The sequence below is a fragment of the Methylomonas sp. DH-1 genome (genome assembly GCF_046097555.1).
GTDB classification, from domain to species: domain Bacteria; phylum Pseudomonadota; class Gammaproteobacteria; order Methylococcales; family Methylomonadaceae; genus Methylomonas; species Methylomonas koyamae.
Window position 1 is genome coordinate 206,078 of sequence record NZ_CP143090.1, and the last position, 22,064, is coordinate 228,141.

Here is a 22,064-nt window from a genome sequence, read left to right on the forward strand (position 1 = left end):
TGATGGGCCTGTGTCGCCAAAGAGAATGGGCGAACTCAAGCGCAATTAAGGTATGTGAAATGAGTTTGAGAGAAATCGCGTATCTGGTCGGCGCAATCAATGCACTACGGGTACAGACATGGCGGATTAGCTTGTGCGGAGATTTCACGTGCGATTAGGGTCTTAAGCCAAGAACCCACAGTAGTGCTCAGGCTGTCGCAGCCGGAGTGCCAAGAGATGCTCTTTGCTTCAGGCAGGTGACGAGGTCAAATTTGGGTAGAAATTTAAGAAATTCTTAAGTCAAAATTTTGTCCGGTACCGGACACTTCTAGAGTTGATAACGTTCTTACTCAGTATTACGAATAAATGGAGTATCTGCTATGTGCATTCAAAATTCTCCGAGAGTACCGAATGGATGGTCGCGGGAGCTTTGAAACATATAACGTATGCTCTGCTCTGTTCTGTTTGAAGTTAACGAGGGATTTAACGTTTGGCAGATTCAGAAATTTTATGACTAGAGCAGTCCTTAAAGAGTGAATACCACCATCCAACCTATTCTTATATAGATGGGCAAAGCCTAAGCCATATCCATCACAAAGAGATCCTCTTCAGGTCGGAAAAACTAAATATTCATTCATTTAATTCTTCCGCCGCCTTGAAAATTCAAGGACAAAAGGTTCACTTCTTCCTGTGCCGTGTATGACAAAATCGCACCAATCAAACTGGTCACGAAGTTGCTTTAATACTGCTTCCATACGCGGCCGTAAACGGGAACGATCACCATGCCAATGGATCACATCCGCTATGTATTCAAGTTCTTTTTTATAATAGTTACCTTGGGTGCAAAGAAAACGATAAAGTGCCCTACCGTTTGCTGAAGATATCTGCCGGCGCATTTTCCAGTTATGAAAGGTCGCCTGTTCCCTAAGCCACTTAACCATAAGCGGTGAGAATTGAGCAAATATCAACCCGTCTTCTTCATAAGCACGCCATTGAATATCGACTAGTCTGATCGTTTGGCCATCCCAACTTTCTCCAAGGTATAAATCCTTTTTTCGTGTTTCCAGTTCGATGCTGACGTGGGCAAGCCTTCTTATTGATTCAATAGTTGCTTTGTAATTCAGACCCGAATCATTGATACCAAGTTCTTTATTGATCTGTCCTACTGTTGCGATCATAACCTGGACAGTTAGGTTTCCCCGCTCATCGTTTAGCCATGATGAATCGTTAAGAGGAACTGGTAATTTTGATCCCTGCCCAATTAAGCGCCTACCCGATAACTGAAGCATTGCGAATAAAACATCTTCGTCCTCGATAGTCACTGGTGGTCCAAAACGTCTGCCCCGACCAAATGGCGTTTCAAACGCGAATGCCAAATCTTTATCAAGCATGTTGCGCTGACAACGTGCTGGAATGGGAACAAAAATTGGTAAACGCGCTAAAAGAGTTGGGATGGCATTCGTATCTGAAACAGATAATGAAGTGAATAAACCTAATTGCTCTGCTTCTAGTAAACGTGCATCAGCAGCCTTCACTAACTTTCTACCGATCCCCTTTATTTTTTTTCGATTTTCAACAGGCAGCATAGGTGTAGCTTCTTTGACTATTGTGTTCATCGTCACTAAATCAATTGCCTGTTCTTTTTCAGCGTCGAATAAATCCTTTTGCCGTTGTTTCGACTCCGCATTTCGCTTAGCAAGGAATTTGTCCATTTTTGATTGCGAAGCTGCCATTCATAACTCCAATATAGGTCTCAAACGGTATATCTAGTAACAAGTATGATCGTAAAATACTAATTGGTCAATGTACAATACACTAAGCAGTGTGGTACTATCAAGCGTATAGTACAGTTAGGAATAGAACTGTCCGGTACCGGACACTTAGGAATCGACTCTAAAAAATAGGGTGAAAGCAAAATGGCAGCAGAACAGATCACAACTATACCGGATTACGCAAAACTGAAAGTACTCACAATCGGTAATCATAAAGGTGGAGTAGCAAAGACAACTTTGTCAAAGTTGTTGACAGAGTACAGCGTCCGTAAAGGGAAACGAGTGCTGGGCATTGACATTGATCCACAATGCAATTTCTCCGCAAGGTTTGTACAGATGACAGAAGACGGCGGTACGCCACCTTTTCATCCAAATTTTGATCCTAAGGATCCGACATGGGACGAATTACCATATGCACCACCAGGATATTGGTCCATCGCGGAATTTTTCCGATTAGGATACGCAGAACCTTATCCCACAGATCACCCTACTCTAAGTTTTATCCCATCACACAAAAGAGAATTGACATCCTTTCTCGAGCAAGTTGAGAGGAATAGTATTCAAGAAGCCGTTGTGGAGCATATGAGGGCTATGTTGTCAATGGAGTATTACCAAGACGAGTTCGATCTCGTCATTATCGATACCCCACCCCAAACCTCCGCATTAACAGCATCAGCAGCTCGTGCAGCCACCCACTTATTAATACCGACAGAAATGCAAGAAGATTCCGTTGCAGGCATGGCTGATATGGCACAACTATGGCAAGCAGAGAATCAGGTGCGAGATACCAATAAATTACAATTGATTGGTATCCTGGCAACAAAATACGATCCACAGTCAGCTGCCCAAAGAAAAACAATGGAACAGCTAATTCAGAATGAAGTATTAGGGGACAAGTTAATTAACCCACCTATGCGTTATTTACAGACATATGCTAATAGTTCTTCAACCTTTGCGAACCCGCGATCACTCTTTGAGATGCACGAAAATACACCTGCTCGAAATGAGGCAGAACAATTTTGCAAAGTAATTTTTGAGAGGATCTTCCAATGACCGAAGAAGGACTACCCAGAAAGCCAGGGCTTTTAAAGAGAAATGCAGTAGGCGTACAACCTGGTACGATCTCAAAAGTCGCCGCGCAAATTGCGGCAGCTGAAAATGCAAAACAGCAAGAATACGAATTACGGCAAGTACCGCTGGCAGATATTCAGCTATGGGAAGATCAGCCAAGGACATTTCATTTAACGCTCAGTGACATATATCGTGGATATATCCAAGAGGATGATCCGTATCGAATGAACAAAACCGAGGAATTAGAAGGGATTATCACTTTGGCAATGAGCTTAAAGGAATTTGGTTTGCTTAATCCACCAATTGCATTTGCATTGCCTGGAAAACACGTTCAGTTAATGGGTGGGCAACGTCGAACGATGGCTGCTATTTTTGGTCTATTTCACCTGGAAACCATCATAGATGAGCAGGAGAATAGGGTCCATGAGTTGACAATCAATCCGGAACCGGATTTAACCCTCTTGCATGTTGAACGAATTACCGTAAAAGTATTTTTACGTAAACCACAAGCACAAACGGTAGAACGCCTGGGTATCATCGATAATGTTCAACGCGATGATTTATCAATTGGTGACAAATTACGATGGCTAATAAAGTTCTCAGCGCATCAAGAAGAGAAAGGAAGGGCGGTCCGGTGGCGTGATTTGGTTGATACCTTAGGACTTTCGAGATCACAAGCTTATGAGTGGATGAACGTAGTCCAAACGCGAAATGATGAATACGTTAGACAGGTCATCCAATTCGTTATTGAGGGAAACGCATCGTTTGCCAAGTTACTGGAATTAGCTAAAGCGGACTCTCACCAACGAGCTCATCAATTTCGCCAATGGTTTGGTGAAAGAGGAGGGCGTGGCAATACGGCAAAGGTTTCCCTGGGGCACACGACAAATCTAAATGCTCTGAAATCGTTGGTTCTAGCTAACGTCGACGACGATCATTTGGAAGAGTTCAAGGCTCTAAACTGGGATGATCCTAAAAGTGTAAAGAAAGCCTTTGCTACATTTTTAGACTATTGGATAGAAAAAAATGGCTGATGTTCGTCCCCAGGGTATCAAGGCAAATGCATCAATTAGGAAAGTCACTGTAAAGCTACCAGCGACTCTTAAATTGTCGTTACCAGCCAAGATATTGGCAGATGGTTATAACATGCGCCAGAAAAGTAAATGGGTTGTCGAAGCAATACAATCCTTATTAGCAAAGAATGGATGGGAAGGGGCTTTGCTTTCCGAATTGGTTGTCAAACCAAATACACAAGATGTATTCAGTATTCCAGACGAATTAGTTGCAAAAATCAATATGGAAGCTCATCGAGTAGCATTGCAGAATCCCAGTCTTAATGCCAATCAATCTACAATTATTCGGGCGGCCATTAACAGGCGGTTAATAGGCTTTTTCCAAAAGCCTGAATGACTATGGATTGAGTTTCTTCCGAAACATTCGTTTACCAGAAGATCGGCGATAAGTGTAGGTGATGAAGTGCATTGCTTTATTCTAGATCAAGTCAGTTGAGCTACTTGGAAGAGGGGATGTATTAAGGTTATTAGAAATAACTATAGAACCCTATTATCTTCGCAAAGGAGTAGGGCGTGGCCATCGTTGCAAACCACCCGCGAATATCGACCTTAGTCGGTATTCCAAAATAAATTCAAGCATTCGTATGCAGGCCGCGTTGGCGTGGTCGCGTTCGGTCACATCGAGCCAAATGTTTTCCAGGCTTTGGCCGAGGTCTTGGTGCCGCGATTCCGCCATCTCCACGAATGCTTAAGGAGGCTGCCATGCTTGTGCGAGCACGTAGGGCTGTAATGAAAAGTAGTGATTAGTTGACTGGTAGGCGATCTATAGACAGCGTCTATATCACTTGCTCGAAAGAAGCGAGGATAGTGTCCACTTATAATCAGGTGGGCACTTATGAAGGAGCAGACTACTCGCTTATCGCGCCCATTGATTGCAGGACACGGGCGAGATGGCCGATGTCTTTATGATCCGGAAGCGAAACGGGAACTGGTCCGAATCTATTTGCAACCGGGACTATCGGTTGCCAAGATCGCGCTAGAACACGGCATCAATGCCAATCTGCTGCGTAAATGGATAGGCTTATACCAAGAAGCAGGCGCCTCTGTCCGGCACGGCACATTAGCGTTGCCGACCTTTCCGCCAACATCCGCGCAACTGGCAGGATTGAGTACACGAACTTCGAGCGCTCAGCCTAATAAATGGAAAAAGCAGGGAATGATTTTTGCGATAAACCATGGCGGCGTCGATTATTTTCCGGATTACAGGCTGGACAGTGCGGGAGGCTTGCCGCCAATAAAAGTCATGGCCAAGATCATTGGAATCTTTAAAGGCCACAGGAACAGCATACTGGATTCACACGGACAACAGCTTTTTGAGGGCAATCGACCTCAGAATTTGTTGGCGTCGGCGCCGGAGCGGGTGGCCGAGGCTGCCATGGACGAGGTTCAGGAACTGGCGCATAGTTAAAGGATGAGGTTTTCCACAGGCTCCATCTAAGCGCCAATCCGATCCGAGCATACATGGGAATGTGCGTTTTAGTCCTATTCAAGATAAATTGTGTAAACCTTTCCCGCGCTGTAAGGTGGGACGGCGATGAAATGTGCTTGCATAGAGAGAGTGTTTCACGATGTCCCTTACACAGCAGGTTTTAAGAACTTCGAAAATGGCAAGTTAGTTGACCAGGTTCATTCAACTGTTATGGTCAATCAGTAGTTTCAACTCATCGATACCGAGAAGGACCAATATCCGGCCACAGCAAGTGGGCCGAGGTCTTCCATCATCACTGTCCACAAATCCAAGGGCTGTGCCGAATATCCAGGCAAGACGATTCCACACGCGCTGTCGTGGATTTTGGTAACTGCATTCCTATTAAGTCGGAAAGGAATTCACGCAGCTTGTTGGGCGACGCCGAAGCTTACGACACACTTTTCGGATTAGCCGATCGAATAGGTGTCAATATCAAAACCTAATGCAGCACCGCTCTCTGGCCCCGTGCGGCTTGCGGCGACATATTTGACGGACTGTCATGAAATAGGCAGGGGGCCAGATAAGAGGGCTTTCGCATTTATTCGGAGTAACCGGAGCTAGATTGGTCGTTAAAACGGGGGAGGGCCGCAGAATTCTTTTGATATTCACTTGGTTATAAGACTACACAAATATATCAAGGTTTAAGGCGGCTACTGCTGATAAGGATAATAATCAGTAGTTGTTCTTCGTAATAGTTAATTATTTCAGTGAAACACTGAATAAATTATTTAGTATTTATGTCTACAAACGTACGGAAGCCAGAGCAACCGCGGGAATCAGCCAATCACGCGTGCTTGAGCGAAAGACGGGCTTGCTGAGTCAAAATTGGGACGGACGGTACACAACTGCAGTAAACCAAAACCGCCAAAATTAAGGAGATAGGCCACGGCGTATGTGTAGCGGCTTGCAATCGACAACCCGCAAACCTGAAATTAGCGCATTTTTTGACCGGAATTAGCTGCAACTGATGGAGTCGGAAGATTTGGTTTATATAAATTCAATATCAGGACCCTTAGGTAATTTATTGGGGAATGGCGTTGTCCAAGGACAGCAACTCTCCTTTTCCTATCAATCACAAATGCCTTCAAGGGGGGCTGTGTTGTCGCAGTCGCCGTCAGCGCGGATCACTTCGAAGGAAGTTGTTCGGATTCCGTGATCGGGAAATATGCCGTGAAAGCAACTAAATTCGTGAGTCAGTAAAATTCAGATCTGACTGAGTACGGACGCGATGATTGAACGGCTTCCACCATGGGGGTAACGACGTCCACCAAGCCGTTCACTTTGTGGTTTGAAATCAAAGGTAGGATTAGGAATCCCCCCAACACGTTTGAAGGTTATGCCAAAACAATCTTCACCTATCACTAAAACATATTTCAAAGTGATGCATGTTTGCATTATAGTTGCCGTCTCATTTGTGTCGCCTGCTTAGTAGCAATGCCTTTATGACCAAGCACAATAAAGACCAGCCCTTGAAACGCATTACCGTCAACCTTGACCAAGCGGACTATTTGCAAATGGAGCAAATCGCCAAAAATGGCCGAGTATCGACGGCCTGGTTAATCCGAAAAGCCATTAACGAATTCCTGGAGCGGCAACAGGACAGCAAAAATATCCATATCACGATTAAAAGCGTGGATTAGTAAAGGACTTACCGACTGTGTTGAAACTGGAAGACATTAAAAAGGACGCGGCGATTAGCGGCATCGTGCCCGGCGAAGTGGTGCGCGTGGTAACGATTGAGCCGGTGGGCGATCATGCGCTGACGGTGTATTACCGCACGGCGAGCGGTCAATTAGCTGAACGCATGTTGTTCCGTTCCGACGAGATAAATTTAGCGATTGCCGAAGCAGGACGGCCGTGGGCCTTTGATGCGCCCGGCGCTGAGTTCAAACTGGGCCTGGAGGCCTATCGCATCCGCTTGGCTCATCTGTTCGATCCGATGATGGCTGTGCACACTTCGAATGTGGAGCCCTTACCGCACCAGATTTCCGCCGTTTATGAATCCATGCTGCCCCGGCAACCGTTGCGTTACGTGTTGGCGGACGATCCTGGGGCCGGCAAAACCATCATGGCCGGTCTGTTTATCCGCGAATTGCTGATGCGGGCCGATGCCAAACGCATTCTGATTGTTGCCCCCGGCAGTTTAGTTGAACAGTGGCAGGATGAGCTCTATGAAAAATTCGGCGTGGAATTCAAAATTTTCAGTAAGGAACTGGATCAGACCGCACATTCCGGAAACGCCTTTGATGAACATCACCTGCTCATAGCGAGACTGGATCAACTATCCCGCAGTGAAGATTTTCAAGCCAAACTGCAATCCACCGATTGGGACCTCATCGTCGTCGATGAGGCTCACAAAATGTCTGCCAATTACTTTGGCAGCAAGATCAATGAAACCAAACGCTTCAAGCTTGGCAAACTGTTGGGTTCCATTTGCCGCCATTTTCTGCTGATGACGGCAACACCGCATAACGGCAAAGAAGAAGATTTTCAATTATTCATGTCGCTACTGGATGGTGACCGGTTCTATGGCAAATTCAGGGAAGGGGCGCATAAGGTCGATGTGTCCGACCTGATGCGGCGTATGGTCAAAGAAGAACTGCTCAAATTCGACGGCACTCCCTTGTTTCCGGAACGAAGGGCTTCTACTGCCAATTACGATTTGTCCGATCTGGAATCGGCGCTGTACGCCGCCGTGACCGATTACGTCAAAGAAGAGATGAACCGGGCCGACAACCTGGACGGCAAACGCAAAGGCACGGTTGGCTTCGCCTTGACTCAATTGCAACGGCGCTTGGCCTCCAGTCCGGAAGCCATTTACCAATCCTTGAAACGCCGGCGCAAACGACTGGAAGACCGCCTGCGCGACGAACAACTGGTGCAACGGGGTCACCAAGTGGCCGAAACATTGGCTGAATACAACATTGATAACGATGTACCGGATGACCTTGATGAAGCGGCCGATGAAATGGCCGGTAAGGACTATGAAGAATGGACGGAAAAGGTCGTCGACCAAGCGACGGCAGCGAGAACTATTGAGGAATTACGGGCTGAAATCTTCATCCTGCAAAATCTGGAAGAACAAGCTAAACAGGTCGTGCATTCCGGTCAGGATCGTAAATGGGAAGAACTCTCAACCTTACTGCAAGACAAGCCGGAGATGTACACCACCGGCGGCGCTCGCCGTAAATTGATCATCTTTACCGAACACAAGGACACGCTGAATTACTTACGGCAACGCATCGGCGGACTTATCGGTAAACCCGAAGCCGTCGTGGTGATTCACGGTGGCGTCAATCGCGACGACCGCCGAAAGGTCCAAGAATTGTTCCGGAACGATCCCGATGTCCTGGTACTGTTGGCCACCGATGCGGCCGGCGAAGGCGTCAACCTGCAAAACGCCAATCTGATGGTCAATTACGATCTGCCTTGGAATCCTAATCGCCTGGAACAACGCTTTGGGCGGATTCACCGGATCGGACAAACCGAAGTTTGCCACCTGTGGAACATGGTGGCCAATGAAACGCGAGAAGGCGAAGTTTTTCAACGTTTGTTCGAAAAACTGGAAGTCGAGCGTGCCGCGCTCGGCGGTCGCGTTTTCGATATTCTGGGCGAAGCTTTCGAAAACCATTCGTTGAAGGATTTATTGATCGAAGCCATCCGCTATGGCGAACGGCCCGATATCAAAGCCAAGCTGACCCAAGTCATCGAAGGCGCTTTAAATACCCAGCACTTGAAAGACATCATGGCCCGCAACGCCCTGTGTGAAGAGCACATGGGCCTAGAGCAGCTCTACGCGATCAAGGAAGAAATGGAGAAGGCCGAAGCGCGTAAACTCCAGCCTTATTTCATTCGGGCCTTTTTCTCTGAAAGTTTTCGCTTGCTCGGCGGCGAATTACGGCCGCGCGAAAGCGGTCGCTTCGAAATCCGCTACGTGCCGGCCACCATCCGTGAACGCGACCGGGTCATCGGCGAAACACGAACACCCGTGCTAGCTAAATACGAACGGATTTGCTTTGAAAAGCAACATCTCCGCGTCGATGGTAAACCCATGGCCAGCCTGATTCATCCTGGTCATCCGTTGATGCATGCCGTCATCGACCTCACGCTGGAAGCTCATCGTAATAAACTGAAGCAGGGGGCTATTCTGGTCGACCCAAACGATGACAGCACCGAAGCCAAGGTGCTGTTCATGCTCGATCATCGTATTCGCGAGAGTGTGACCGAACAACCCCGCGATGTTTCCCGGCGCTTACAGTTTGTCGAAATTCAGCAAAATGGCAACAGTATTCACGCGGGTTGGGCACCGCATTTGGATTTACAGCCCATTGCTGATGACGATTTGGCTTTGGTCAACGATGTCATTAATGCCCAGTGGCTGAATCAAAACCTTGAAACCGTTGCCTTGGCCCAAGCCTCGACCAAACTGGCTCCAGAACATTTCCAGGAAGTACAACGACGGCGGGAGCGGCAAGTCGATAAAACCCTGGCGGCCGTCAATGAAAGACTGGTCAAGGAAATCAACTATTGGTCAGACCGCTATATCAAATTGAGTGAAGAGGTGGCCGCCGGCAAGCAGCCGCGCTTGCAGCCCGACAACGCCAAACGCCGAGTCGAAGAACTGACCGCCCGGCTGGAACAACGCAAGAAAGAACTGGAATCCATGCGCCATGTAATCTCCAGCACGCCAGTGGTATTGGGTGGGGCATTGATTATTCCGCAAGGTTTGTTGGCCCAACGCAAAGGCGAAACCACGTTTTGCGCGGATGCATTGGCCCGTTCCCGTATCGAACAAATCGCCATGCAAGCCGTCACTGAAGCCGAACGCCGATTAGGTCATGAGGTGATCGATGTTTCTGCTGAAAAATGCGGCTGGGACATTACCGCAAGACCGCCTAAGCAAAACGGCAAACTGCTAGAAGACCGACATATCGAAGTCAAGGGCAGGGCGAAAGGCCAAACGACCATTACCGTCAGCCGTAACGAAATCGTTTACGGCCTCAATCAAAAAGACAAATTTTTACTGGCCATTGTCCTGGTAGATGATACCGGCGATGTCGATGGTCCGCATTATCTGCGCAATCCATTCCAGCAAGAACCGGATTTTGGCGTGGCCAGTATCAATTACGATTTAACCGATCTGCTTTCCAAGGCGCTGGCCCCGGAACAAACACTGTAAGGAAAACCAATACGCATGAGTTCGAACATCAAAGCGCCGAAAAAACTGATCGAAGTGGCATTGCCTCTGGACGATATTAATAAGGCCAGTGCTCACGAAAAGTCTGTAAAGCAAGGCCATCCTTCTTCACTACATTTATATTGGGCCCGGCGTCCATTAGCAGCTGCTAGGGCAGTTATATTTGCTCAAATGGTCAATGATCCAGGGGGCGAAAGAGGATATTTTTCTGGTAAAACAAGAAAACAAGCCGATCAGGAGAGGGAAAGGTTATTCGACATCATTCGTGATTTAGTAAAGTGGGACAATATAAATAACGAAGCAGTATTAAAAAGAGCATATGACGCGATTTGTCATAGCTGGCATGAAACTTGTGAACTTAACAAAGGTAAGCCTGGATTTGACTCTAACACACTGCCAATACTGCATGATCCATTTGCTGGAGGAGGGGCCATCCCTTCTGAAGCTCAACGTCTTGGTTTGCAATCTGTATCAACGGATTTAAATCCTCTTGCATTGATAATAAATCATGCAATGACTGATTTCCCTTCTCAATTTATTGGCGTACAGCCGATTGGACCAGAGAGTAAAGCAAAAAAACAAAAAACACTAGAGTTTGATAACAATGGTCTTCACGGGCTTTGTGAGGATATTTTCAGATATTCAAATATTGTTAAAGAAATTTCATATCAAAAAATAGGATATTTATTTGATGATTTAAAAGAAATAAGGCATGGCAACATAATCGCTTGGATATGGGCGAGAACTGTAGAAAGCCCTAACCCTGCCGCTCGAGGGAGGCATGTGCCTTTAGTGAAGTCGTTTGTTTTGTCCAAGAAAAAAAACAATTACGTCTGGATTGACTATGAAATTGATGAATCAATGGAGTATTCCTTTGTAATTAAAAGTGGCACTGAATTGCCAACTGGAGTAGATGGAACAATTAATAGGTCAGGCGCTCAATGTATATTAACTAACACAAATATCCCACTTTCATACATTAGAGAGCATGGAAAGCAAAATAAATTAAAATATCGGCTTATGGCTATAGTTGCCGAAGGGAAAAAAGGTCGCGACTATTTTGCTCCTTCTGAAATGTCTGAAGAGCTTGCGTTATCTGCTAATCCTTCAAATTATCCATCATCTGAAATTGAACATTGGGCAGGATGTACGAATTGTGTAGTTTATGGATATAGGAATTTTGAGGATTTATTTACTAAACGCCAATTATTGGCTTTGACAACTTTTTCTGATGCAATAAAGGAAACTAGAGAAATTATCATCCATGATGCATTAAAAGCAGGGATGCCGTGTGACGTAACACCAGCCATAGAAGGAGGACATGGGGCGACGGCATATGCAGATGTGATTACAACTTACTTGGCTTTTTCATTAGATAAAATGGCAGACTTAGGCAACTCCTTCTGCGCATGGGAGCCAATTGCACAATGTCCGAGACATTTATTTGGAAAACAGGCGATTCCTATGGTTTGGGATTTTGCGGAAGCAAATCCTTTTTCAAATAGTTCAGGGTCATGGTCTACTTTTATATCAGGAATAGTAAAGGGCATCTCAAAACTATCAGTAACCTATGCTCCTAATTCTACTCGAGGAATTGTTTATCAGGCAGACGCAAAGGAAAATAATGTTATAAAGGAGTTTTCAGTTATATCTACTGATCCTCCATATTATGATAATGTACCATATTCAAATTTATCAGATTTTTTTTATATCTGGCTAAGAAGAACGTTACGAGATATTCATCCTACACTTTTTAGCACAATCAATGTTCCGAAGATGCCAGAATTGGTTGCAAATCAGTTTCGGCACGGTGGAAAGGATTTGGCTGAAAAGTTTTTTTTAGAAGGTATGACTGATGCCATTACGAATATGGCGAACAATTGTCATCCAGCATTTCCTGTCACTATATATTATGCGTTTAAAGCATCAGATACTCGCGGCACCAGTACATCTTCTTCTGGTTGGGAAACTTTTCTCGAATCTGTCTTATCTGCTGGATTTACAATAACTGGTACATGGCCTCTTAATACAGAAAATGCAACAAGGATGAGAGGACAAGGTTCTAATGCTTTAGCTTCGTCAATACTCCTTGTATGTAGAAAAAAAGATTCGACTATTGGGAGTATCTCGCGCCGCCAATTCCAAAAAGAATTGCGCGAAAAAATGCCAGAAGCACTGGAAACAATGATTGGCGGGGTCGAAGGATCAACACCTATAGCGCCGGTAGATTTGGCTCAAGCAGCGATTGGCCCTGGCATGGGGATATTCTCTCAATACCAAGCCGTACTGAACCAAGATGGCTCGCCGATGAGTGTGCATGATGCGCTTATCTTGATTAACCGTGAAATCACCGATTACCTAAATCCAGATTCCGGTAACTTTGATAACGATACCTTGTTTTGTTCATCGTGGTTCGACCAATACGGCTGGAGTGAAGGTCCATTCGGTGAAGCCGATACCCTGTCTCGGGCGAAAGGTACCACGGTAGACGGTGTCAAGAAATCAGGGGTTATCGAATCAGGCGGCGGCAAAGTACGGTTGATGAAATGGGAGAAGTATCCCGGTGACTGGGACCCAAAAACTGATCATCGCATGCCGGTTTGGGAAGCCTGCCATCATTTGATTCGCGCATTGAATAAGCAAGGCGAAACCGAAGCCGGACAATTGTTGGCCCGTATGCCGGAAAAAGGTGAGGCAATAAGGCAATTGGCTTATCACCTTTATACGCTGTGCGAACGCAAAAAGTGGGCGGAAGAAGCCCGCGCTTATAACGAACTGATTACTTCCTGGCATGGCATTGTTTCCGCTTCACATGAAATTGGTCATAGCGGTACGCAAACGAGCTGGATAGAAGAATAACTGTAAGGAAAGACTGTAATGACAATAAAACCTTGGCGTGAAATTGCCGTTCCTCATCAGGATGTTTTGAAAGGCACGTTTCAGGAATCCGAATTTGCCGCCGATATTTCTCAGGTGCATCAAGGCAAGGCAACGCCTGAATATCAGGATGCTGCCCAATTCTTTGCCAGAACCTATATTACCGAAGGCATGGCTTTATTGCTGGATAGCGTAGTTAAGCGCCTAGCAGGGCAGGGCGGCGATCCGGTCATTCAACTACAAACCGCATTTGGCGGCGGCAAGACCCACACCATGCTGGCTGTTTATCACTTAGCTAAGGGCGAAAGGCCGGTCGGCGAGTTGGCGGGAGTATCGACAATCATCGATGCGGCGGGCATAACTGAGTTACCGAAAGCCAAAATCGCGGTCATCGACGGCATCAATTTCAGTGTTTCAGAACCTAAATCACATGGCGCAATTGCTTGCCGTACTTTATGGGGCGAACTGGCATGGCAGTTGGTCGGCGAAGAGGGCTATGAGTTAGTCCGTGCAGCCGATGAGAGCGGTACGTCTCCGGATAAAGATACGATCATTACCTTGCTATCTCAGTCGGCCCCTTGCGTAATCCTGATGGATGAATTGGTGGCTTACTACCGGCAGTTCCAGGAAGGCCGGAATTACCTGGCTGGCACGTTTGAAACCAACATGACCTTTATCCAGGCTTTGACCGAAGGTATTAAATCAGTGCCAAAAGCGATTATGTTGGCATCTTTACCGGATTCTCATAATGCGGGCGAGGGTAGGGGACAAGTGGTTTTGGCTGAACTGGAAAACTACTTTCGCCGTTTGCATAAGATTTGGAAACCAGTTTCCAAGGATGAAGCGTTCAGTATCGTTCGCCGCCGCTTGTTCGACCGCATCGACGATCCGTTGTCGATGGAAGACGTGTGTCGTTCGTTTGCGGATTTTTATGTGGCCAACAAAATGGAATTGCCGAATGAGACCCAGGAAGGCCGCTATCTGGACCGCATGAAGCAAGCCTATCCGATTCATCCTGAAATCTTTGACCGGTTATATGAAGACTGGTCGACGTTGACTGGCTTCCAACGGACAAGGGGCGTGTTGCAACTCATGGCGCAAATTGTTCATCGGCTGTGGAAAGATAACAATGCCGATTTGATGATCATGCCCGGCAATTTGCCGTTGTATGACTCCACCGTACGCAACAAATGCCTGGATTTTCTGCCGCAAGGTTGGGACCCGGTTATCGATCAAGATATCGATGGCGAACATTCGCGACCGGCAGAGCTGGAACGGCAACCCCTGTTCGGCAAAATCCAGGCCGGCCGCCGATTAACCCGCACATTGTTTTTAGGCAGTGCGCCTGGCTCTGCCGGCAAGATGATCAAAGGCCTCGATCTGACCCACATCCTATTAGGCGTTGCGCAGCCTGACCAAATCATTGGCCATTACAAGGATGGTTTGAAGCACCTGCTGGATAAGTTGAATTACATCAATCACGAGAATAGTCGGTTCTGGTTCGATATTACGCCTAACTTGCGGCGGGAGATGGAAACACGCAAGCAGCGCTTCAACGAGCAGGACGATGTATTACCGCTGCTGAAGGATCAAATCAATCGAACCATGGCCAAGAGCCATTTGTTTGCCGGTATCCATATTTTTACCTCATCGAATGATGTGCCGGACGATTTCGGTACCGGACCAAGGTTGGTGGTATTGCCTCTGAATGCAGCGTTCAGCAAAGGCGCTTCAAACACCTCTTTTACCGCAGCCGATGCCATTTTACGCAATCGTGGCGATCAACCCAGGCAAAAGCAAAATCGCTTGATATTCTTGGCTCCGGATTATGATGTGGTCAGTCGGTTACGCGAACATGCTAAAACCTTTTTGGCGTGGAAATCGATTGTTTCGGACATCGATTCCGAGAAATTGGTGTTGGATACGATACAGGTCAAACAAGCCAAAAAGCACAAAGATGATGCCGATGCTACTTTGTTACGCATGGTGCGCGATACCTACAAATGGCTGATTTGTCCGTCGGAAGAATTCGTAAAAGGTAAGCCCAGTGTGCATTGGGAAGCTGTTTCGGTATCCACGGCCGCACAGAATCTGGTTCAGGAAATCGAGAATAAACTACGTGAAGAAGAATGGTTGATTACCGAATGGTCGCCAGTGCATTTGAAGCGCGTGCTGGATCAATTTTATTTCAAAGATGAGGCCAAGGAGATCGGCGCATTGAAAGTTTGGCAGGATTTCAATTGCTATCTGTTCTTGCCTAGACTAGTGAACAGCCATGTATTTGAAATGGCCATCACGCAAGGCGTCGAAACAGAAGATTTCTTCGGTTATGCTGCCGGTAAGGACGATAACAAGTATTTAGGCTTTGCGTTCGGCCGCAATGCCTTGGTGAATATCGATCCAGATGCGTTGCTGATCGAAAAAGAAGCCGCGCATCAGTACAAAGAGCTGACCAAGCCTAAACCGCTACCAGAGCCAGAACAAAAAGGTGGTGAATCTGGAGCGACCGGTGGCGACGGAAAAATCACACCGCCGGTAGTACCACCAACAGTGACGCCACCGATACCACCCGCTCAGTCGGCAAAACACCAGTTCTACGGCACGATTGATCTCGATCCCATCAAAGCCAAAATGGACTTTGCCACCATCGTCGATGAAGTAGTGCAGCAGTTCACCGCTCGCATGGGCGTGGATGTGGAAATTTCCGTAGAAATTCGGGCTAGATCAAAAGACGGCTTCGACGAGTCTGTTCAAAGGACGATTCGCGAAAACTGCCATGTACTGAAGTTTGGGAATGCGGAGTTTGATTAGTAACACAATTTCTGATGCTGAACACTTCAGGCCCGTAAATAGGACTAGCGGGAGTATTTGAACAGAAACTTACGGTTTCAACAAAATCCAACTATGCAAAGTTTCTCTAAAGCGGCCGGTGTAAATTATTCATTTTAAACATTCTGACCATCAGGTTACACCCGTTGTATTCTAATGATCAAAGTGATTCAATGGCAACGATTGAGCCAATACGTGCCATTATGGCTATCACCGAATGATATAAGAAAGGAAAATCCCATGGTAACCAATCAGTTAACGCACAAATGACTATTAGCTTGGACATATACTGAAACTACTTAATTACTAGGCATCAAAGACGAAATTTTCTCTTAGGCTCGCAACATTTAAGCATTATGAGCATTTTAAAAAATGCAATTGATTCAATTGCACTTGGATTGGAAGACTACGAAACGTCAAAGGAAGATGAACGAAGAATTGTTTCATGCACAAGGAATATTTATGCAGGCATACTTTTGCTCTTTAAGCATAAGCTTTCGTCTCTAAGCGCTGAAAATACAGATGAAGCATTAATAAAAGAACGGGTTAGCCCAAAAATTATTGACAATAAAATATTGTGGGTTGGAAAAGGAAAAAAGACAGTCGATTATCAAAGCATCAAGGATAGATTTGATTCTTTAGGTATAGCAGTTGATTGGGGCCGAATAGATAAAATTAATGATTATAGAAATAATGTTGAACATTACTTCAGTAATTTAGAACACCGAGCAATTCAAGGATTGATTTCAAACTCATTTATCATAATTAGGGATTTTGTTTCCGAACAACTAAACAAAGACCCAAAAGAATTGCTAGGCAACGACTCATGGTTAACATTGGTTGATGTCCATGAAGTATATGAAAAAGAAAAACAAGACTGCACTGATTTAATAGAATCAGTAAATTTCTTTAGCGACACCATAAAAGAAGCTTTTGTTTCTTATTCATGCAAAGAATGTGGTTCAGATTTAATTTATCCAAAAGAAAAAAATACAGATGCATCAGAAAATGGCTTTATATGCAAGTCATGCGACGCTGAATTTTCTTATGAAGAAATTGTTAGTCCTGCTGTTATAAATCACTTTGAAGCTGATGCATATATTGCGATGACAGACGGTGGAGACTCGCCAATCGTCGACTGTCCGTTTTGTGGAGGTGCTTATATTTATGAAGAAAAAATATGTGCGGAGTGCGGAGAAAGCGCATCACATGAATGTGATATGTGCGGTAGTGAAATCCCGCCAGAAGAATTAAGCGACGATGTCTTATGTGGCTATTGTGCTCATCAAATGTCAAAAGACGATTAATGGGGTAACCACAGAATTCGGAAAAAATAGTACGCTAAGACTTTTCAGTGGTCCGTTTAATCAAAACCGCAGCTATTTCCTGGCATACCCGAGGCTTATGGTGTGGCCTGAATGGGGCTGCTCACGAACCGGAAAAATCCTACGCGAAGCATGAAGTATTAGTTGTGCGTTTGGATATCCAAGTGACTAGATGACAATAGCGTCAGCGTTAAATGCAAACAAGGCCTTTTTCTAATACGAGTCGTTACTAGTATTCGACCTTAAAACTCGGGCTATCTTCCGGTCGGCTATGCCGCTTGTCGTACAGCCGGGTGGTGGATACGTTGGCATGACCCAGCCATTCCTGGACCTTGGCGATATCGGCCTTGTGATCGAGCGCATTGGTGGCAGCAGTTGCCCGCAACGAGTGTACGCAAAATCCATGGGTGTCGAGCGTGATGCCGATTTTTTTGGCATAGAACATGACCACGTCGCGATAGACCGAACGCGGATTGAGGGGTTTGTCGAGGATGCCGGTGGCGTTATTTTTCACCGGGCGGAACAGGGCGCACTCCAGTTCGCCGCCGTGGCCCGCAATGTCCAGATATTCGGCAATTAAACGCTGGGTTTTGGCTTCCACCGGCACGAAGCGTTCCTTTTTGCGTTTACCGTGGACATGGAACATCATCACGCCGCTGCGGCGTTGGTAGTCTTTGACCCGCAGATTGCACAGTTCCTGCCGGCGCAGGCCATGGTAGAGCAGGGTGGCCAGAACCGCCCGGTCCCGGCGGCCTTTCAGCGTATCTTCCGGCGGCTTTTCCAGCAATTGCCGGGCCTGATCGTTACTCAAGGCCGGGGTTTTACCTTCATTGTTATTGGCGGCCGGCCGTTTGACGCCTTTGACCGGGTTGTGGGTCACGGCGTTGTGTTCGCACAGATACTCAAACAACGACGATAGCGCCGACAGCTTGCGTCGGATCGAGGCGTCGGAGAAAGCGTTCGCTTCGAGCGCTTTACGCCAGGCAATCACATGGGATCGGGTCACGATCCGGAATTCGGCCGGATGTTGGATGCCGACGAATTGGCTGAACGCGCGGATGTCGTTTTGGTAGGCTTTGCGGGTTTTTTCGGAGCTAATGTTGGCGAACCATTCGAGTTCCGGTGGCACCTCGGCCAGCTGCTGGAATTGTTTGGCCGTCAGTGCGCGTTCGGGTTGTTTGATCAGCAAGTCGGCCATGGCGGTTTATACCTTATATATAGGAGCGTTTTTTGGCATGATTTTAGCGCGTTTTTTAGGTCCTATAAAATAGATTATAGGACCTAAGATAGGAATGGCAAAACAGCATGATTAAATCTCCGAAAACTCATCGAACTCTTGAAGTATTCGGAGAGTGGTATCAAAAGACAGTCTTGAAAATCGAGAACGCGGGATTGATGGCCAGATTGGTGAATTGTGTCGATCTCTCAAAAACGACCGTTTTTAGGAGAAAGAAAAACAACAAATGTACATTTGCGTAAATGTTGTATATGGTGCTAGGATAGTAGGAGTAACAATTGATTTCGAGGGTACGATCATGCGCTTATCTATCGAAGTGACGCCGGAACAACATCAACGCCTTAAAGCCATTGCCGCATTGTCTGGTCAAAGCATCAAGGACTACGTTCTTAATCGTGTCTTACCTGACACCGAAACAGACGATGCTGATGAAGCATTGCGTCAACTAGAAGCGTTTTTGAAGCCTCGCCTCGTCGAGGCGGAGAACGGGGTTTTCTCTGACAAATCCGTGGATCAGATTTACGAAGAAGTCTTGCAGGGAATGCGGTGAAGGAATGCCTCTTTATGAGCTAACATCGCAGGCGGAATCCGACATCCGTGGCATTATTCGTTATACTTTGGAGCGGTATGGCGAAAAGCAAGCTTTTCGTTATAAGAACGCGTTGCAAGAGCGGTTTTTCGCAATCGCGGAAAGCGCTGTCCATGCCCGTCCCCTTTCAGAGCGCTATTCACAGGTCTTGGTGACTAGATGCGAGCATCACTATATCTTTTATATCCATCCAGAAGGAAAAACGCCCCGCATTATCGCAATCTTACATGAGCGCATGGATATGCTCACGCGACTTAAAGACCGCCTTGGCTAGAATCCGATCTTGCAATCATGACCATTCAAAAAATCCCTATCAATCCATCATTACGACCTGAGTTCAATGTCTCGGCATATGAGGAACGCCCACCTGAAGAAATTGCGCAATGGTGGAATGTGCCGTACATCGTCACCGATACATTCGAGGATCAAGGCGATAAGACTTTTGATGAGTACGTGGCCAGAATGAGATCGTATGGCGATGATCCCGGTCGTAGCCGCGAGGAATGGGAGGCCGATAAAGCCAAACATCGTGAAAATTGGTTTATTTGGTTCCCGTCCGGTGTTCGGTATGAAGTGCGATGCCTGGATGGCGGGGCATGGGATAGGCCGACATGCTGGGGTGTGTTTAGCACACTCTCCGATGCCACTAAATGCGCACAGAGTAGGACCGTTTATTTTGGCAATAGCCAATCTGAAAATATGTAATTTAAGCCGTCCGACTTGGTCGGCAAAGATCGAGCCGATACAATTAGGATGGATCACTTTGTAAAATGTGAAAAACTCTGAAATGGCATCTTGAAACGGTGCACGGTTTCCAGTTCTTGCTTTAAACTGTCCGCTTCCAGAATATCGATTAGACTTTCTTGGATCATCGACTGGAATAAGTCTTGTGTTCGGAATATTTTCATGTCTTTCGAAATCTTTTTAGCAATTTTAATGGCCTTACCATCATCCATAGCAAGTGCATAATCACGATGCAGAGCGAAAGCAATCGCGGAGGATTCACCCGCCCCAAGGTCAGTACAAAGCTTCCCGAACAAAGCCACATCCTGTTCATCTGCTACAGGATGCTCTTGCAATATTCCAGATTCAAAAGCATCCATAAGCCTAACACGTTGACTGATGTAGTGCCTGGTCACTTCGTCACTAACATGGTTTGTAACCAAAAATTTGGAAGAGTGGCGGGCTATCAAGTCCATCCGATCAAGTTTTAGAAAATTAATCAAGACTGACGTATCCGCCACAACAATCGATAGCTCCATTATCACCACAATATATTGATATAAAAAACAATATATATACTATATATTGTGTTTTGGTCAAGTTGAAGCTGTTAGCAAACAATAAATGATCAACCGGCTTTCGCACAGTTAGCTAGACCAAGCAAAATCTCTTTTTCATCTTCGTTAAGCTCAAGGTCATCGCCCAACTCTAACAACTGCCCTCTTGAAAGCGATTCCCGGCGATAAGCTTCAATCGCTAGGTTGATAATTTGGCTTCTCAACTCCCGTTTCTGATTGTTTGGATCGTCTTTTCCTTCCAAGTCTTTATCCATACCGAGCAAATGCAAATAACTTCTGCCGAAATCCTCATGTTCTAAAAGCTCGGAACATTCTTTCTGAGAAAGAAAACTTAAGCTGCGCAACCGATAAACTGCCGCTTGATAACTGGCACCAAAATAATGAGCAAGACTAGCCGCATCCTTATAGGTGATAGTCTGCGATCCAGGAGAGGAACGCCATTGCGTATCGATTCGGCTTTCAGTTGCCACGTCGAATATGCTTTGCTCCCATTTGCTGGGTTGTCCCTTGTTCATCGCTTGCAAAAAATCCGAAACGCCGGCTTTTGGCATCAAGAAGGCGGCAGCAAAAGCGTTCGCCCGCTTTTCGATGATTTCTGAAGCATTGTCGGCACTACTGACGTTTAAAGGATCTAAGCGCTCCCTGTCCATTAGCGCATGTCCGTACTCATGGGCATAGGAAAAGCGTCGCCTAGCGCGGACATGATCAGCGTTAACCAAAATCGCCAGCCCAATAGAAGGATGATGCCAAAATAGCCCGGAAATTTTGCTGGGTAAATCGGTGCCAGCAACCCAAATTCCTTGAGTTACCAACAATTCACCCATATCCTGGATTGGCATAGTTTCGATACCCAATCGCCGCCGTTCTTGCTCTGCCACTTGTTCAGCTTGAGCAACCGCTTCACCAGTATTACGTGGCGATGACAGCCGATAGAACGGTGGTAAATGTTCTGATTCCCCCATCACCTGTTTTTCGATTTCCCGACCCTTTCGGCAGAGCGCTAAACAGCGTTCTATTTTTTGCTTGCTACCAGGATCATTGTCGAAGCCGTGTTCAGATCGATGCAAAATAACCGAAATGTCCTCGATTTTATCTTCTGCGAAAAAGAAATGAGTTACGTTTACCCGATAAAGCTTTGCTAGATAGGTTAGTTCTAAAGTCGATACAGCGCGATTTCCTGCTTCTATTTGAGTAATAGCTGTTCTTGGGGCGTCAATTGCCTCTGCAGCTTCTTGTTGGCTCCTACCACACAACTCCCTTGCCTCGCGCAGTCGACGTCCCAGTTCTGCTTGGTTCATAAAATTCACCTTATTTTTTAGTTATGTTTAGGCGCAAAAAGCACCGCT

16 protein-coding genes are annotated in these 22,064 nt (G+C 46.2%); 12 read left to right on the forward strand and 4 right to left on the reverse strand.

Annotated features, from left to right (window positions below; all coding sequences use genetic code 11):
- Window positions 1-617 precede the first annotated feature (617 nt).
- A complete protein-coding gene (locus tag VXJ35_RS23490) occupies window positions 618-1,712 on the reverse strand; it encodes a hypothetical protein (RefSeq protein WP_140911891.1) in 1,095 nt (364 codons plus the stop codon).
- A 183-nt stretch (window positions 1,713-1,895) separates the two neighbouring features.
- On the opposite strand from VXJ35_RS23490, the gene VXJ35_RS23495 reads away from it, so the two are divergent.
- The 9 genes from VXJ35_RS23495 (at window position 1,896) to VXJ35_RS23535 (ending at window position 17,573) form a co-directional block, all read left to right on the forward strand.
- Entirely contained in the window at window positions 1,896-2,804 is a 909-nt protein-coding gene (locus VXJ35_RS23495) for a ParA family protein (protein ID WP_064023781.1), read from the forward strand.
- Window positions 2,801-3,856 carry a ParB N-terminal domain-containing protein gene (locus VXJ35_RS23500; RefSeq protein ID WP_064023782.1) on the forward strand — a complete coding sequence of 352 codons (1,056 nt, stop codon included), beginning with the start codon at window positions 2,801-2,803 and terminating at the stop codon, window positions 3,854-3,856. Before VXJ35_RS23495 ends, VXJ35_RS23500 begins: the two co-directional genes overlap by 4 nt.
- Complete coding sequence (locus VXJ35_RS23505; protein ID WP_064023783.1) at window positions 3,849-4,232, forward strand: hypothetical protein; 384 nt, start codon at window positions 3,849-3,851, stop codon at window positions 4,230-4,232. Before VXJ35_RS23500 ends, VXJ35_RS23505 begins: the two co-directional genes overlap by 8 nt.
- 498 nt (window positions 4,233-4,730) lie before the next feature.
- Complete coding sequence (locus VXJ35_RS23510) at window positions 4,731-5,303, forward strand: transposase (protein WP_082881137.1); 573 nt, start codon at window positions 4,731-4,733, stop codon at window positions 5,301-5,303.
- Window positions 5,304-6,805: 1,502 nt separating this feature from the next.
- Window positions 6,806-7,003, forward strand: a complete 198-nt coding sequence (locus tag VXJ35_RS23515) for a CopG family transcriptional regulator (RefSeq protein WP_064023784.1) — start codon at window positions 6,806-6,808, stop codon at window positions 7,001-7,003.
- A gap of 17 nt (window positions 7,004-7,020) precedes the next feature.
- Window positions 7,021-10,542 carry a helicase-related protein gene (locus VXJ35_RS23520; RefSeq protein ID WP_064023785.1) on the forward strand — a complete coding sequence of 1,174 codons (3,522 nt, stop codon included), beginning with the start codon at window positions 7,021-7,023 and terminating at the stop codon, window positions 10,540-10,542.
- Between the two features lie 15 nt (window positions 10,543-10,557).
- Window positions 10,558-13,419, forward strand: coding sequence for a DUF1156 domain-containing protein (locus VXJ35_RS23525; protein ID WP_064023786.1), 2,862 nt, complete (start codon window positions 10,558-10,560; stop codon window positions 13,417-13,419).
- Window positions 13,420-13,437: 18 nt separating this feature from the next.
- Window positions 13,438-16,248: an ATP-binding protein gene (locus VXJ35_RS23530; RefSeq protein WP_064023787.1), complete on the forward strand. Its 2,811-nt coding sequence runs from the start codon at window positions 13,438-13,440 to the stop codon at window positions 16,246-16,248.
- 374 nt (window positions 16,249-16,622) lie between these two features.
- Window positions 16,623-17,573, forward strand: a complete 951-nt coding sequence (locus VXJ35_RS23535; protein WP_082881138.1) for a hypothetical protein — start codon at window positions 16,623-16,625, stop codon at window positions 17,571-17,573.
- Between the two features lie 247 nt (window positions 17,574-17,820).
- On the opposite strand, the gene VXJ35_RS23540 is transcribed toward VXJ35_RS23535, so the two are convergent.
- Complete coding sequence (locus VXJ35_RS23540) at window positions 17,821-18,789, reverse strand: tyrosine-type recombinase/integrase (protein ID WP_064023788.1); 969 nt, start codon at window positions 18,787-18,789, stop codon at window positions 17,821-17,823.
- 337 nt (window positions 18,790-19,126) lie between these two features.
- On the opposite strand from VXJ35_RS23540, the gene VXJ35_RS23545 reads away from it, so the two are divergent.
- The 3 genes from VXJ35_RS23545 to VXJ35_RS23555 are packed head-to-tail and all read left to right on the forward strand — an operon-like array spanning window position 19,127 to window position 20,122.
- Window positions 19,127-19,378, forward strand: a complete 252-nt coding sequence (locus VXJ35_RS23545) for a DUF1778 domain-containing protein (protein WP_064023847.1) — start codon at window positions 19,127-19,129, stop codon at window positions 19,376-19,378.
- A gap of 4 nt (window positions 19,379-19,382) precedes the next feature.
- The gene (locus VXJ35_RS23550) at window positions 19,383-19,691 is read left to right on the forward strand and encodes a type II toxin-antitoxin system RelE/ParE family toxin (protein WP_064023789.1); all 309 of its coding nucleotides are present in this window, start codon (window positions 19,383-19,385) and stop codon (window positions 19,689-19,691) included.
- A 17-nt stretch (window positions 19,692-19,708) separates the two neighbouring features.
- Window positions 19,709-20,122 carry a hypothetical protein gene (locus tag VXJ35_RS23555; protein ID WP_082881139.1) on the forward strand — a complete coding sequence of 138 codons (414 nt, stop codon included), beginning with the start codon at window positions 19,709-19,711 and terminating at the stop codon, window positions 20,120-20,122.
- A gap of 53 nt (window positions 20,123-20,175) precedes the next feature.
- Here VXJ35_RS23555 and VXJ35_RS23560 read toward each other — a convergent pair whose 3' ends face one another.
- On the reverse strand, window positions 20,176-20,679 hold the full coding sequence (locus VXJ35_RS23560) for a hypothetical protein (protein WP_064023791.1): 504 nt from the start codon (window positions 20,677-20,679) through the stop codon (window positions 20,176-20,178).
- A gap of 89 nt (window positions 20,680-20,768) precedes the next feature.
- Window positions 20,769-22,016 carry an XRE family transcriptional regulator gene (locus tag VXJ35_RS23565; protein WP_064023792.1) on the reverse strand — a complete coding sequence of 416 codons (1,248 nt, stop codon included), beginning with the start codon at window positions 22,014-22,016 and terminating at the stop codon, window positions 20,769-20,771.
- Between the last annotated feature and the right edge of the window lie 48 nt (window positions 22,017-22,064).